Here is a 15,645-nt window from a genome sequence, read left to right as displayed (position 1 = left end):
CGAGAGAGTGGCAGAAGAACTTGGAAGTTTAGCTGTAAAAATAGGTCTAGATAGTTCGGGTTTCCAAAATGGTATAAGCAGTATTAATAGAAATCTTAGAGTTCTTGACAGTGAGTTTAAAGCTAACACAGCAGCTCTTGGAGAAAATGCAAAGGGAATTGAAGGGCTTAAATTAAAAGAGGAAAGCCTTTCTAGACAAATGGAACTTCAAAAACAAAAAGTAAGTGCACTAGAGCAAGCCTATATTAAAAGTGCTCAGACAAAGGGCAAAGACAGTAAAGCCACTCAAGAACTTGAAATAAAACTTAATAAAGCTAAACAAGCACTTTCTAATATGGAGACAGAACTAGGAAAAACAACTAAAGAGATGGAAAAAGAGTCTGCTGCCACAAATAAACTGGGAAGTGGTATACAAGCTTCCATGACTAAAATGCATACACATGTTTCAGGTGCATTTAATGGTATTAAAAGTGCAGCAATTGGAGTAGGTACTACTCTTGCCGGTGGACTGGGGTTATTTGCTTTAACAGAGAAGGCAGTTGAAAGCGGAGATGCTACATATAAACTTTCGCAAAAATTAGGAATAACTGCATCCGAAGCTGGTAATCTTAATAAAATGTTGAAAATAACTGATACAGATACACAACCATTTATATCTACAATGTTAAGGTTGGATAAAGGTATAGAAGGTGCGGGTAGAAATGGTAACGCAACAACAAAGTCACTAGAGGAATTTGGAATAAAACTTACAGATGCAAATGGTAAATTACTCCCTATGCCTGAGCAGCTTAAAAAATTATCTGAAGGATATCAAAAAGCAGCTGCAAGTGGAAATGAAGAGGCTTTTGTAGCACAAGTATTAGGTGCAAAAGGACAAGAATTAATACCAATCTTGCAGGATTATACAGAAGCTTCAGAGGCCGCAAGCAAAGTTAAAGGTTTTGGTGTGGACCCAAAAGAAGCTCATGAACAAGCTGTACAAATGAAAGTACTGAAAATGGAAATGAGCCAATTTTCAATGGTTATGGCTCAAGTTTTATTACCAATAGCAAGTGCAGTACTCCCAGTTATAAGTAATTTATTCACAAGTTTAGGAAAAGTTATATCTGATAATAAAAAAACTATACAGGATGCAGTAAACAGTATTGCTAGTGTAGTAAAGACAATGGGGGCAGTAATAACACCAATTATCAAGAATTTATTTGATTTTATAGCCAAGCATGGGGAATTAACAAAAGCAATTATAATAGGTATTGTTGCTGTATTAGGGGAGTTAAAGATAGCTAAGTTTGTAACGGATATAATTACAGGAGTAAGCAATATAAAAAAAGCAGTAGAAGGACTGCAGGGACTATCTAAAATAGGAGGGATTTTTGAAGCAATCTTTAAAATAAATCCGCTGGCTTTTGGTATTCTTGTAGGAATAACAGCCATAGCTGCAGCTGCTTATCTAATCATAAAAAATTGGGAACCCATAAAGAAATTCTTTAGTGATCTCTGGAATGGAATTAAAACTACATTTAATAATTTTTGGAACTGGCTAAAGGAGTTTTTTAGCAAGTGGGGTACTGAAATATTAGTTGTAATAGCTCCTTTTATAGGTATACCCTTAGAAATTGTAAAACATTGGGATACTATTAAAGCTGGATTAGGTGCAACCTGGAATTGGATAAAAACTACTGTAACAAGTACATTCACATCTATAGGTACTTTTTTTACAAATATATGGACTAATATAAGTAATACATTTAACAATGTTTTAACAGCTATAACTACATTCATAAGTAGTAAATTTGGAAGTATGTCCACTGGAATAAATAATATATTTAATGGGCTTAAAAGTTATTTTACAGGCATATGGGAAGTTATTAAAAATATATTTCTTGGAGCAGTTCTTTTAATTTTAGACGCAGTAACAGGTAACTTTAAAAAACTAAGTTCTGATGCCCAAGGAATATGGAATAACTTAAAAAATGCTTTTTCTGAAATATGGAAGGGCATACAGCAAATTTTCACTGGAGCTTTGCAAGCTATATCAGCATTTTGCTCTTCAATATGGAAAGCAATATCAAGTACAGCTAAAACTATTTGGAATGATTTTAAAAATTATATAGAAACTTTATGGAATAGTATAAAGCAAAGTGGAGAAAATGCTTGGACTAAATTAAAAGAAACTGTAATAAACCTGTGTACTAATATAAAAGAAGGAGCTATAAACATTTGGAATGCTCTTTTAAATTGGTTTGCTGAACTCCCAGAGAAACTTTATAGTTATGGATCTAGCATGTTTACAAGAATGAGAGAAGGAGTAGAAAGTACTATAGGAAATGTAAGAAGTTCCATAGAAAATGGCATTAGTAATGCATTAAATTATCTGGCAAGTTTACCGGGTATAGCATGGAGCTATGGAGCAGATTTTGTAAATGGAATTGTAAATGGCATATGGTCTGCTGTAGGCAGTGTTGAAGATGCAGTAAGTGCATTAGCAGCTAAAATAAGAAGTTATCTTCATTTTTCAGTTCCGGATGAAGGACCACTTACCGACTATGAAAAATGGATGCCGGATTTTATGGCTGGTTTAGCTGAAGGAATAAATAAGAGCAAACACATTGTTGCTGAAGCTGTAAATGGATTGTCATTAGATATGAAAGTGAACTCTAGTATAGCAGAAATGGCAGTACCCTATAACAATAGCCTAAAAGAGAGTGAAAACATAGGTAATAGAAACGGAATTATTTTGCATATAGAAAATTTTAATAATTACACTGAAAAAGATATAGAACAGCTTGCTTATGAACTAGAGTTTTATAGACAGAAAATCTCTATGGGGAAGGGAGGAGTTTAGTGTGCTTAGTTTTAATTTCGGTGGTAAGAATAGTTACGATGACTTTGGCATTTTAATATCTCAAAGACCAGGTATTCCTTCTCCTAAACGCAGAGTAAGTACAATAAATATTCCCGGAAGAAATTCTAATTTAAGGTTTGATGAAAAAACCTATGATGATATAACACTAACCGTTGAGTGTTCAGTAAAAGATAGAGAAAATATTGCAGATAAAATTGATGATATAACAGCCTGGCTTTTTAAAACGGGTGAAAGTAATTTGATATTTAGTTTTCAAGAGGATAAAAAATACATTGCTCAAGTTGTAAATGCTATTGATTTTAAACAAGTTTATAAATATTTTAGTGAGTTCCCTATAATATTTAACTGCAGACCTTTTAAATATGCAGTAGAAAATAATATAGTAAACATAATTAAAGCTGAAACTACTATAAATAATCCGGGAACTATTGAAAGTGAGCCTGTAATAAGTATTTATGGTTCTGGTGATATAGCTTTTAAAATAAATGGGCAGCAGATAAGTCTTAAAGGTGTATCTGAAAAAATCATAGTAGATTCAGTTATACAAGACTGCTATGATGATGCCGGAAACAATTTAAATGGGAATATGTCAGGTGAATTCTTAAAAATGAAGCCTGGTGAAAATATTATAGAATGGAGTGGAAATGTTACTAAAGTTGAGCTTTTACCAAACTGGCGGTGGTTGTAATGATATGCATCTACGATAAGAAAACTACTAAAGGAAACTTTGATAACAATGGTATTGGAATCTTAAGTGAAGCCATAAGCTGTTATATTACTGAAGAACTAAATGGAGATTATTCATTAGAGCTAGAGTATCCTGCTAATTCTAAAAAGTCGAAGTATCTGGTTGAGTGGAATATTATCAAGGCAGAGGGTCAGCTTTTTAGAATATATAAAGTAGAGAAAAGCAGTGATGGCAAAAATGTTATTAAAGTATGGGCAAAGCATATCTTTTATGATCTTTCCTATTATTTTATAGAAAATATGAAGGCTGAAAACTGCAGTGTAAAAACAGCCATGCAGAAATCTTTAGTAGGAGATTTGATAACCATATATACAGCAGACAGTGATATTATAACTGCAAATACAATTAATGTTGAAGAAAAAAATCCTGTAGAAGCCATATTTTTAATAATTAATATATGGGGCTGTGGTGAATTAAAAAGAGATAACTTTGATATTAAAATATTGAAAGCCATAGAAAAAGATGCAGGAGTATTGATTGCACAAGGTAAAAATATAGCAGGTTTGAAATTTAATATAGATACTACAAGTGTTGCAACTAAGCTTTACCCTGTAGGAAAAAATGGTATAAAACTTACTGAAAAATATATCAGTGTTCCCAACTGGAATAGTGATGCATATCCACCATTCCCTATTATAAAGAAGGTTGAATTTAAAGATGCTGGAGATGAAGTTACTTTAAGAGCACTTGCTAAAGAATCAGCCACTGTAATAGGTTTAAGCAGGGTAAATATTGATGTGGATTTTATTGAACTCAGTAAAACAAAAGAATATGAGAAATACAAACATCTTCAAACAGTTAATGTTGGAGATTTAGTTATAGTAAGACATAAAGATTTTAATATTGATGTAAAAGTACCTGTAATTAAGGTAAAGAGAGATATTTTAAATTGTGTAAATATTAAAGTTGAACTTGGACAGCCAAAAGACAGTATATTAAAACAGCTTGATACAGCAAATATTAAAACTACATTAGATGAACTTGGAAATAAGGTAGCTGAATCCTTTAGCTCAATGCTTTATTATGCAAATCCAGTAGCTTTAGCTATAGGCACAGCAGCAATTGAACCTGTATATTTAGGAATAACGGCAGTAGCAGATACAAATCTATCTATGAACTTTACTATGTGCTGCACAGCCAGCAGTTTGTGTACAATAACAATAGAAATTCAGTTAGATAACAAAGATATTCCATTTATGCCGAAGCAAAAATTACAACAAGGGGATAACGTTATAGGTATACCGCTTGGAATTCCACAAGTTCAACAAGGGGCACACTACATTGCAGTATTTCTAAAAGTAGATGCTGGTACAGTAAATATACCTATGTTCAATCTTCAATGCATGATAGATGGAAGAAATCTTCAGGGCGGTTTGAGTGCAGAACATCCACACGCAGAATGTTTTGAAAAACAAAAACTTGTAAATATGAATGGATTATATTTGAGTAAAGTAAAGAGTAATTATATAAAAACGGAATTGCAGAATCCTTTGACTTCAGTTTTTGGTGTTCACAAAACAGCAGATACAGCAGCAATTAGCAGCGGTAAGCAGATGAGTACAAATCATGAAATTTCAATTAAAAAGTTAGGCGAAATCTTATATTTTATTTCAAAGTATAAATACAAATATTCAATAGATGATAATGTTTTAATTTTAGATGATGATGGGCTTTACTTTAAAACAATTTATGATGGCACAGCAGTTAATGAAAGTATAGATGCAGGAAAGATGTATAGTTTTCAGCTGCTTGACAGTAGTAAGTTTGCAGGTATCGAAAAATTGGAGGTGAAATGATATGGGTGTATACAGTGCAAACATAATTTCTCCAAAAGGAAGCAGCGGCATGACTTCAGTAAGTTCCCATAATGATGATACTACAGTTAAGTTTCCAGACATAGGTTTTGATTTTTTCTATAATGGGATAAATTGCAGAACTACCATTAATAGTAACGGTAATTCGTGGGTTGGGTTTACTGGTTCAAGTGAACAGCTTAAAATAAATAGAAGGGATGCAGGAGCAGATAATATTTACTATGCTAAAGAAACAGTAAATGATAAACCTACGTTTAGAATAAGGTGGGAAGGTCATCAAAGCTACAGTACCTGGGGGACTCTTAATTTGGTATGGGAGCTTATACTATTTAATGATAACGCCATGGTACTTGTTATTGAAAAGATACCTAATACAGGCACAAATTCTTTTGAAAATCCTGCATTAGGAACTACTGCTTTAACTCTTGAAAGCAATAAATCCTATGTTTTTATTCCACATCAGGATCAAGGAAAAGCATATGACATCAAAGAAGGTTCCTATATTCAGACTGATATAAAGTATCTTATAGTAGATGGAAATGATATTAAGCACTGGGATGCTGCATCTTCAAGTTATGTTAAGGTTTCAGAAGTACCACTAACATCAGATAAGTTTAAGACTTATGGTGATGATATATATCACAAGGAAAGAACAGGAATAATAGCTGCTTCACCAATCTTAAAAATATGGTCACCTTCAGCTGAATTGCCTGAACCAAAGGTAACTCAAACAATTAAGCCTAAGCCAATAGTAGTAAATATGAAGGATGATATTTCATTTAGTGAAGCATATATAAAAGATATTATGAATACAGTAGTAACTTTAGATAATACAGGTAATGGAATTATAGTTTTTATAGTAAGTACAGATAGTGGAGTTACATGGAAAGCATGGAATGGAAATTCATGGACTTTAGTAGATATAACAAATATTGAAGATGTAAAAAGTAAAGGGATGTCTGCTGCAGTTCTTAAAGAAATTACTGAAGCGCAATGGACATCCCTTGGACTTTCAAATAAAAAGATAAGATTTGCTTGGTATATGGAAATTACAGCAAGCACAGATGTTTTAAAGTTAAAGGAGATAAGAGTTAATTATATATAAGATAAAAGATTTTATGTGTAGCTTTTATTATTATATAAAAAATTATTAGTAATTAAATATAATGTAGAAAAATATGTTATAATTGACTATATAAGAGAAATATATCTAACAATCTATAAATGAGCAAAAATGATAATATAATTTTACAAATAGCTAAGTATAAATAGGAATTGAAAGGAGAGTATTATGACAGCTATAGGTATTAGAGTAACTCCTTCAGAAGTATATTATTCAATATTAACAGAAGAAGATGAAGGATTTTCTATAGTAACAGTCTCCAAGGTAATTATACCAAAGGCATTAGAAGATCCAGATAAATTAACTTTTATAAGAACAACATTTATTTCTATTATAGATGAGTATAATATAAAAAATGCAGGAATTAAATTGATAGAGTATGGAGTAAGAAATCCATCATTTTTTAGAATAAATGTAGAGGGTATAATTCAGGAATTGTTTGCAAATAGCTCTATTCAAAAATACTTTTATGGTGCTATACCGAAGATAGCATCACTTATTAAGGAAGATAAGTCAAATTTAAAAAGATATTTTAAGGGTGAATTAGAATTCTCTGAAATAGAAAATTGGGCAAGCTATAAAATAGAAGAGAGAGAGTCTATAATAACTTCTTTTGCGGCTTTAAATCTATAAATATGGGGGGTAGCATATTGGTAATTACTGATACAAGTTTAAAATTTGAAAAAATTAGGGATATTGGCGGAGAAGGAAGAAATTCAAAGGTATATTTAGCACATGATTTACAGCTAGATACAGATATAGTGGTTAAAGAAATTCCTAAAAGTCAATTTTCTGATGAAAATGAGTATTTTTCAGAGGCTAGAAAACTTTATCAAAATCAACATCCTAATATAGTAGAGATTCAATATGCTTGTGAGAAAGATGGCAATGTATATTTGTCTATGCCATGTTATAGTAAGGGATCAATTAATAAACTTATAAGCAAAAAATTTCTTACTGTAAGAGAAATTATTAAATATTCTTTGGATTTTTTGTGCGGTATACATTATATGCACACAAAAGGTTTAATACACTTTGATATTAAACCAACTAATATACTAATTAATGATTCTAATAAAGCTGTTATAACTGATTTTGGACTTGCTAAATATATAGATTCTAGTGGACTTGCGGAACAATTATACTTTTATAATACACATAGACCTCCTGAAGCATTTAAACAAACAAAGCTTACAATTGAATCTGATATATATCAAATTGGAGTTACATTATATAGAATGTGTAATGGTAATTTAATTTTCAAAAATCAGTTTAAAGCATTACATTTAGAGAAATGTAGCACTGATGCTGAAAAGTGGAATAAACTAGCTGATAACATACAAAAACAGAAGTTTCCTGATAGAAAACAATATTTACCGCACATACCTAATAAGTTAAGAAAAATTATAAATAAGGCCATGTCTGCTGATATTAATAAGAGGTACTCTAATGTTTTACAAGTTATGAATGATTTATCATGCATTGATAAATCATTAGATTGGCATTATAATATAAATAAGAACATAGGTTCTGAATCTTGGAAACTTGATCAAGAAAATCATACTAAAATAATAAGTTTGAACCAAATTGGAAACACTTTTAATATTGTTGGACAAAAAATAATGAAAGAAACTGGTAATAGTACTAAAATAAATAAATGGTGTAAGAAAAACATTCAGAATAAAGAAGAAGCTTTAAAAGAAGTAAATTATTTTATAGAACATGCATAAAATAATAAAAACGAGTTAAAATGTATGAAAGGAGAGTGATTTTTTGGTTAAAAAAGTATGTTGTAAAAACTATAGTTTGACTAGAGAAAAGCTGGCTAATCCATTCTCCAAAGGTACATTAAAAGATAGGCTTATTAAAAGTAATACGATTGATTTACAAGATAATATTATATTTAAAGATTTTGGAGATGGTTATGGCAAAGCAGCACCTATAGATAAATCTAAGATTATGAAGTAGTGGATAAGTTCAGTTAACTGGACTTATTTTTTTTATAAATTAATATATTTGCCATATTTTTAATTATATTTGATTTATTCATATACTATCTAAAGAAGTTAAGAGCTTGTTTATTTTAAACTATAAAAAATATATTTTAGATATATCAATAGGTAGGAGGAAAGTGCTATGGTTTTAAAAAATAGTTTGGCTTACAGCAAAGATTTAATAAAAGGTACTAAAATAGAAGTATTAAAGAAAAAACCAATAATGCCCTATACAGGAATTGCAACAGTTAAGCTCTATGATTCACTTACAGGAAAACAGACTTATGAAGCTAAAAGTGAAAACAGGATATCTGCTGTATTTGGAAATATGGCTTATCTTGATGGCTTTTACTATCCTATGCTGGACAATATGCAGGAAAAAGTATTAAATGATGTGTATGTAACTTATCCATTTAGAATAATGGTTCTAACTACGGGAGATATAGCAGAAGATCCTTATGATTACTGGACCTGGGGAAGTATTGTAGGATATGCAGACAGCTTGTACCCTTATAGTGGCAGTGATAATTTAAGGGGCAGCGTAAATAGTTCTGAAACAACAAGATCTACTAGCACAAGGCATTATGTAATGGACTTTCCAACCAATGCCGCCAATGGAACTTTTAAAAGTATATATTGGACAGGTGGTAATGAAACTGATAGCGATGCACAAAGTCCTAGAATAAATTCAATGTATACTAAAAAAATATTAGAAGCAGGTGGCAGTGGAAACTATTTATCTAATTATAATTTATGTACTGATGGAACTAATCTTTATGTATTAAAAATTAATTCAACAACCTTATATGTATATGATAAGGTTACTTATGCTAAAAAGAGTAATGTGACACTGCCAGCATCAGCAAGAGCTATAGCCTATGATGGCACAAACTTCTGGATACTTATAAGTGATGGCTCTTTTAAAAAGCTGGATAAAAATTTTGCTGTAGTAGAATCTTATTCAAAAAGTGCTGCTGTTCCGGGAGATCTTGTTTATGATGTGAGTTATTATGATATAGTAGCAAATGAAACTTATGTTTATATAACTTATAATGGATGTACTGATTCATCCGGTTCAAATTCCAAGTATAAGAGTTGTATTGCAAAGTATAATAAAGATGGTACTTTTGCTGATAAAAGTCAGATATATTCAGGGAGTTCTGGTGGTATTACTTTGACTAAAATACCAGGTAATAAATTGTGGGCGATAATAAATTATGGAACTTGTCTCCAATTAAATAAGGATGCAGGAGTTTATGGTACATCAGATTTTAGCTCTACAGATTATGACAGTATTGTTTGGGATGAGGATACTTCTACTATGTTCACATACAGTGATAGAAGTTATGGAGAATTAAAACAGCAGTATATTGTTCCGGCTTCAGCACATACTCTTCTACCTGAAGCAATAACTAAAACACCTACGAATACTATGAAAATTCAATATGATTTTACCTGTGATTATGTATGTCCACTGGATATGCCAGTTCACTAGGAGTATTAGATATCTTTAATATAGGATGTCTTTTTTTATTTTTTGGAGGAAAGAGGGTGAAAAATTGGAGGATAAGAACTGCAAAGATTGTGTGCAGATTGAAAATTTAAAAAATAAGATGGGAGATTTAGAAAAAGATTTAAAGGAATCGGAGAAAAAGGTTTATGATATTACTTTAAAACTTCAGGATAGGGTGGGAGCTTTAGAAAGGCAGGGTGACAAAAATGAAGAAAGGGTATCTATGATATTTAATATTTTAAATGAAATAAAACACAGCGTAAAAGTAATAGCAGATAAAATAGATAGTTTTGAAAGGCATCCGCCGGGCAATGCACTTATAGAAGCCCTGAAAATTGATATGAAAGAGCTGTCTGCGAGAATAAAAGTAGTAGAAGATAAACCGGCTAAGAAATGGGATGATACCACAAAAACAATAATGTTAGTTGTAGTTACCCAGATAGCAATATTTATAATATCAAAAATTTTAAAATAGGGAGGTAAAAGATTATGTAGAAATAGGCAATTGGTAGAGCATATATTTTGGTGACCATGGTGGTTTTGTATGTGCAGATTATATTAAATAGAGGGGAAGGATTAGAGTGGAAAATAACAATCAAACACAGAATGATAATAAAACTGTAAATGACAGCAGTCAAAAACAAAATAGATTCAAAAGTAAAGCAGCATGGGTAGCTGTAGCAGCCCTACTGCTTTTTATTTTGAAAACATATGGACTACTAGCACCTATAGGACTTACAGAAGAAAGTTATAAGGAATTGACGACACTTATATTTGCAGTACTTACTGCATTTGGAATTTTTAATGATCCTACTAATAAAGAAAGTCTTTAAGAGGTGGTGTGAATGCTTACTGTTGAAAATAATTCAGTAGAATATCTAGTCAGTAAATCAATACTAAAGGAACTTTTAAAAGAAAAACTTATAACAGAAGATGAGTTTATAAATATAGATATAGAAAATAGAAGGTCATTTAACAAATAAAAACAGGGCTTGGACTATAGCAGTTCAAGCTCTTAATTTTTAACTTTTATTATATGTTTGCACAATTTAAATTACTTGCTTTGAGGCGGGAGTAGAGCTAACATATAGCACTGATGAAAGAAGGCTTTATATTGAAAAAGATAATTTCAATTGCAGCTAGGAATGTATCATTTTCTGATAATGGACAATTTTTGAGAAAGACAAGAGTATGTGCATACTGCAGGGTAAGTACCGGAAGTTTAAAACAATCGGAGTCGCTAAAAACACAAGTTTCTTATTATGGAAGATACATAAAGAATAAAGCAGAATGGGAGTATGCTGGGGTTTTTGCAGACGAAGGAATTTCAGGTACAGGAATGCTTAAAAGGACAGAATTTAATAAAATGATTAGAGCTTGTGAATTAGGAAAGATTGATTTGATAATGACAAAGAGTATATCAAGGTTTGCAAGAAATTCAGCAGATTGTCTTGATGTAGTAAGGCACCTTAAAAATATTGGAGTAGGTGTGTATTTTGAAAGAGAAAATATAAATACGTTAGGTGCAGATAGTGAACTTGTTTTAAGTATTTTGAGTTCTATTGCGCAAGATGAATCAAGAAATATTTCGGAAAATGTAAAATGGGGTGTTCAGAAAAGATTTAGAGAGGGGAAGGTTTACATTGCAACTAAAAGATTTCTGGGGTATGACTTAAATAATGAAAAGCAGCTTACTGTAAATAGTAATGAAGCCCAAATAGTAAAAAGAATTTACAGTGAATATTTAAATGGTAGAAGTTTAAAAGAAATAAAATCCGGACTTGAAAAAGATAATATAAAAACTGTAACAGGAAATAGAGTGTGGAATAAAAGCACAATAGAATATATTCTACAAAATGAGAAATACTGTGGGGATGCAGTACTTCAAAAGACTATAACTGTTGATTATTTAACTGGAAAGAGAAAGAAAAATAAAGGTGAAGCTCCAAAATATGAAGTTAAGGCACATCATGAATCAATAATATCAAAAGAAGATTTCTTAAAGGCTCAGAATATAAGAAAAAGAAAAGCTCTAAAATATGGGAATCTACCTGAAGACAGAGATAAGTATCAGAATAGATATGTTTTTAGCGGAAAAATAATATGCGGAAATTGTGGAGCATCTTTTAATAGAAGAACCTGGAATAGTAAAACAAAGGTAAAGCAGATAGTATGGCAGTGCAGGACATATATTAATGAAGGGAAAAGTTCTTGCAGTATGAAAGCAGTTGATGATATTACTTTAAAAGCTGTATTTGTTAGAGTATTTAATAGAATTTATGAAGCTAAAGAAGATTTCTTTAAAAGGTTTGCTAACAATATAGAAAAAGCTTTAAAGCAAAGTGAAAAATGTGAAGATGTATTAAAAGTAGATAGAGAGATTGAGAACATTAGCGGAAAAATTAAAGAACTTGTAAGAAAGCAGATAAAAGGTGAATTAGAAGAAAGTACATTTGATAGAAAATATAACGATTTAAAAGATACACTTCAGGAATTCAAAAATAGAAGAAATTTATTAAGTTATGATGATGAAAAGTACAAAGAGCTTTTAGAAAGAAATAAAAAAATTAAAAAGTTTCTAGAAGGTAGAGAGGGTACTGTTACAGAATTTGATGATGATATATTTGAAAACCTAATAGAAAATATTGTGGTTATAACACCCACACATCTAGAATTTCACTTTAAGAATGGAATGGTGGTTGAAGAAGAATTTATAAAAAAAAGAGGTATTAAAGGATTGCAGTAAAGGGGGAAAATTTTATGCCAAAGGTTTCTGTGATACCTGCAAAACAGGTACAGGTAATAAATGGTATTGAAGATAAAAAGAAGAAAAGAGTATGTGCTTACTGCAGGGTAAGTACGGATACTGATGAGCAGCTCACAAGTTATGAAGCTCAGGTAACTTACTATGAAAGCTATATTAGAAGCAAGCCGGAATATGAGTTTGCAGGAATTTTTGCTGATGAAGGTATAACTGGTACAAATACAAAACATAGGACAGAATTTAAAAGAATGATTGATGAGGCACTTGCAGGTAAGTTTGATATGATCATTACAAAATCAATTTCAAGATTTGCCCGTAATACACTGGATTGTCTTAAATATGTAAGGCTTTTAAGAGACAAAGGAATAGGTGTGTATTTTGAAAAAGAAAATATTGATACACTGGATTCAAAAGGAGAAGTTTTGCTTACCATTCTATCTTCCCTTGCGCAAGATGAGTCAAGGAATATTTCGGAAAACAGCAGGTGGGGTATAGTTAGAAGATTTCAGCAGGGAAAAGTAAGAGTCAACCATAAAAGATTTTTGGGCTATGATAAAGATGAAAATGGCGAGCTTATTATAAATGAGGAACAGGCTAAAATAGTCAGGCGTATATATAAAGAATATCTTGAAGGAAAAGGTATAAGGGCTATAGGAAAAGACCTTGAAAAAGATAATATTTTGACAGGTGCAGGAGGAAGAAAGTGGCATGATTCAACGATTCAGAAGATATTAAGAAATGAGAAGTATTCTGGAGATGCGCTTCTTCAAAAAACTATAACTACAGATTTTTTAACACATAAAAGGGTGAAGAATAAAGGTGAAGTTCAGCAGTATTATGTTGAAGACAGCCATCCGGCAATAATACCAAAAGAAATGTTTCAAATGGTTCAGGAAGAAATAAAAAGAAGGGCATCACTTGTTGGATATTCAGAGAAAACTAAAAGCAGATATACCAATAAATATGCCTTTTCAGGAAGGATAATATGCGGCAACTGCGGCAGTAAATTCAGAAGAAAAATGTGGGGACCAGGTGAAAAATATAAAAAATATGTATGGCTTTGTGCCAATCATATTGATAATGGGTTAAAAGCGTGCAGTATGAAGGCAGTATCGGAAGAAAAACTAAAAGCTGCATTTGTAAGATCTATAAATAAAATCATTGAGAATAAGGAAGCTTTTGTTAAAACTATGATGGAAAATATAAATAGGGTATCAGAAAGTAAAGAAGATAGAAGTGAGCTTAAAACAATAAATGAAAGGCTGGAAGAATTGAAGGAGCAGATGATGAATCTGGTAAGACTAAATGTAAGAAGTAGTTTGGATAATCAGATTTATGATGAGGAATATGAAAGGCTTGAAGAAGAAATAAAACAGTTGAAAGAAAAGAAGGTAAGGTTTGATAATATAGACTTAATAAAGAAAAAGGGTATTCAGAAAGTAAAAGAAATTGAAAGGATTTTAAGAGGTAGACAAGGTATTATTAAGGATTTTGATAGAGAGCTTTTCACACAGATTGTTGATAAGATAAAAGTAATAAGTTTGGTCGAAGTTGAATTTATTTACAAAAGTGGTGTTGTTGTAAAAGAAATATTGTAGGAAAATCAGCATAGATCACAAGTACTTTAATGAATTTTTTCATTTTTGCTGTGGTTACTAAAATGTTAGATAGTTATAATTAAAGGTATAAAAATAAAAATTTACATGTATTAGCTGTTTACGAGGTGTTAGTATGATTACTATTGAAGAATATATTGCAAGAAGAAAAAAAGAGGATAAAATTAATGAATTTGATATTAATGTACGTATTGAAAATATAAGAACCTGTGTTAATTATGTTTTTGAATACTTTAACAATTATTTAAATATCTCAGAGGCAGAGGAAAAGACAGCTTTGAAGGATGAAAAATTAGATAAGTATCGCCGGCAGTTAAAGGATTATGATCAAGAGGTGAGAGAATGGTTAGTAGGTATATATGCTGAATATGGAAAGGTTATGAATAGAAACATTGGTAATATGCTGAAGCAGGATACATTCTTTTTCCTATATAATTCAGATAAAGAATTTAGAAGTTTATCATATGATTGCTATTCAAAATTAATAAAGAGATTTCCTTTTCTTAAGGATCAAACAGAAATGCTATTTTTATTTATAAAAGAGTATCATAGGGTGATGAGTGAACCAGATGAAGAATTTGAAAATTTATTTATTTCAGAGGAAATAGACGATTGGATTAAGCAAACTTGGTTAAAACATCAGGTTAATGTTTTAGTATTTACTTATAATTGGGCTTATTATTTTTATGAAAATGAAGATTTGTGGCCGTCAACTCATAGAAGAAAAAGTCAATATAATTTTAGAAAATATGATTATGATATAAAGCAAAAAAGTAACCTATTCAATCTTGATTCACTTTATAGGAAAATGCCAAAGAAGTCATTTACTAGAGGAAGAAAACAAGAATTTGAAATTTTGATGATGTATCATTGGCTTCATAGTTTGGAAGGAGATGATGAGGGATATTGGCAGGAATATTTAGAAAAGACATTGCCGAGTTTAAATAAAGGATAATTGAAGTTAAAGAGCAAAAATAACGTAAACAAAAAATAGATTTAATATATGATAGTAAGTTTAGAAGAAAAAATAGATTGGCAGGTTAACTTGATAAGTTTGATTGAGTTATAGATATTATAATAAATATATAAATAAAGAGTAGGTAAAATTAAACTATAAAGCAGTATGAAATTTGTTAGAGTTTGATGAGAAAATATTTAAATTCAAAGTAATATTAATAAATAATGTTAAAAAATTTAACAAAAAATA

At 30.8% G+C, this 15,645-nt stretch carries 14 protein-coding genes; all 14 read left to right on the top strand.

What is annotated here, in order from left to right:
* Nucleotides 1–7 precede the first annotated feature (7 nt).
* The 14 genes from AB8S09_RS02250 to AB8S09_RS02185 all read left to right on the top strand — a co-directional run bounded on the left by AB8S09_RS02250 (nucleotide 8) and on the right by AB8S09_RS02185 (nucleotide 15,393).
* Nucleotides 8–2,845, top strand: a complete 2,838-nt coding sequence (locus AB8S09_RS02250; protein WP_369868408.1) for a phage tail protein — start codon at nucleotides 8–10, stop codon at nucleotides 2,843–2,845.
* 1 nt (nucleotide 2,846) lies between these two features.
* The gene (locus AB8S09_RS02245) at nucleotides 2,847–3,554 is read left to right on the top strand and encodes a distal tail protein Dit (protein ID WP_369868407.1); all 708 of its coding nucleotides are present in this window, start codon (nucleotides 2,847–2,849) and stop codon (nucleotides 3,552–3,554) included.
* Nucleotides 3,554–5,410, top strand: a complete 1,857-nt coding sequence (locus tag AB8S09_RS02240; RefSeq protein WP_369868494.1) for a phage tail spike protein — start codon at nucleotides 3,554–3,556, stop codon at nucleotides 5,408–5,410. Before AB8S09_RS02245 ends, AB8S09_RS02240 begins: the two co-directional genes overlap by 1 nt.
* Nucleotide 5,411: 1 nt before the next feature.
* Complete coding sequence (locus tag AB8S09_RS02235) at nucleotides 5,412–6,533, top strand: hypothetical protein (RefSeq protein WP_369868405.1); 1,122 nt, start codon at nucleotides 5,412–5,414, stop codon at nucleotides 6,531–6,533.
* 186 nt (nucleotides 6,534–6,719) lie between these two features.
* Nucleotides 6,720–7,184: a hypothetical protein gene (locus AB8S09_RS02230; protein WP_369868404.1), complete on the top strand. Its 465-nt coding sequence runs from the start codon at nucleotides 6,720–6,722 to the stop codon at nucleotides 7,182–7,184.
* Nucleotides 7,185–7,201: 17 nt separating this feature from the next.
* On the top strand, nucleotides 7,202–8,281 hold the full coding sequence (locus tag AB8S09_RS02225) for a serine/threonine-protein kinase (protein WP_369868402.1): 1,080 nt from the start codon (nucleotides 7,202–7,204) through the stop codon (nucleotides 8,279–8,281).
* A 43-nt stretch (nucleotides 8,282–8,324) separates the two neighbouring features.
* Complete coding sequence (locus AB8S09_RS02220) at nucleotides 8,325–8,519, top strand: hypothetical protein (protein ID WP_369868401.1); 195 nt, start codon at nucleotides 8,325–8,327, stop codon at nucleotides 8,517–8,519.
* 168 nt (nucleotides 8,520–8,687) lie between these two features.
* Nucleotides 8,688–10,040 (top strand): hypothetical protein, encoded by a 1,353-nt coding sequence (locus tag AB8S09_RS02215; protein ID WP_369868400.1) that lies wholly within the window; start codon nucleotides 8,688–8,690, stop codon nucleotides 10,038–10,040.
* Between the two features lie 25 nt (nucleotides 10,041–10,065).
* Nucleotides 10,066–10,533: a hypothetical protein gene (locus tag AB8S09_RS02210; RefSeq protein WP_369868399.1), complete on the top strand. Its 468-nt coding sequence runs from the start codon at nucleotides 10,066–10,068 to the stop codon at nucleotides 10,531–10,533.
* 106 nt (nucleotides 10,534–10,639) lie between these two features.
* Nucleotides 10,640–10,891, top strand: coding sequence for a phage holin (locus AB8S09_RS02205; protein ID WP_369868398.1), 252 nt, complete (start codon nucleotides 10,640–10,642; stop codon nucleotides 10,889–10,891).
* A gap of 12 nt (nucleotides 10,892–10,903) precedes the next feature.
* A complete protein-coding gene (locus AB8S09_RS02200) occupies nucleotides 10,904–11,041 on the top strand; it encodes an SHOCT domain-containing protein (RefSeq protein ID WP_369868397.1) in 138 nt (45 codons plus the stop codon).
* A gap of 113 nt (nucleotides 11,042–11,154) precedes the next feature.
* Complete coding sequence (locus tag AB8S09_RS02195) at nucleotides 11,155–12,804, top strand: recombinase family protein (RefSeq protein ID WP_369868396.1); 1,650 nt, start codon at nucleotides 11,155–11,157, stop codon at nucleotides 12,802–12,804.
* A gap of 14 nt (nucleotides 12,805–12,818) precedes the next feature.
* Nucleotides 12,819–14,420, top strand: a complete 1,602-nt coding sequence (locus tag AB8S09_RS02190) for a recombinase family protein (RefSeq protein ID WP_369868395.1) — start codon at nucleotides 12,819–12,821, stop codon at nucleotides 14,418–14,420.
* Between the two features lie 133 nt (nucleotides 14,421–14,553).
* On the top strand, nucleotides 14,554–15,393 hold the full coding sequence (locus AB8S09_RS02185; RefSeq protein WP_369868394.1) for a hypothetical protein: 840 nt from the start codon (nucleotides 14,554–14,556) through the stop codon (nucleotides 15,391–15,393).
* Nucleotides 15,394–15,645 lie beyond the last annotated feature (252 nt).

The organism is Clostridium lapidicellarium, assembly GCF_041224415.1.
Taxonomy (GTDB): Bacteria; Bacillota; Clostridia; order Clostridiales; family Clostridiaceae; genus Clostridium_B; species Clostridium_B lapidicellarium.
The sequence above is the reverse complement of the archived record's forward strand: the minus strand, read 5'-3'. Positions and strand labels throughout refer to the sequence as shown.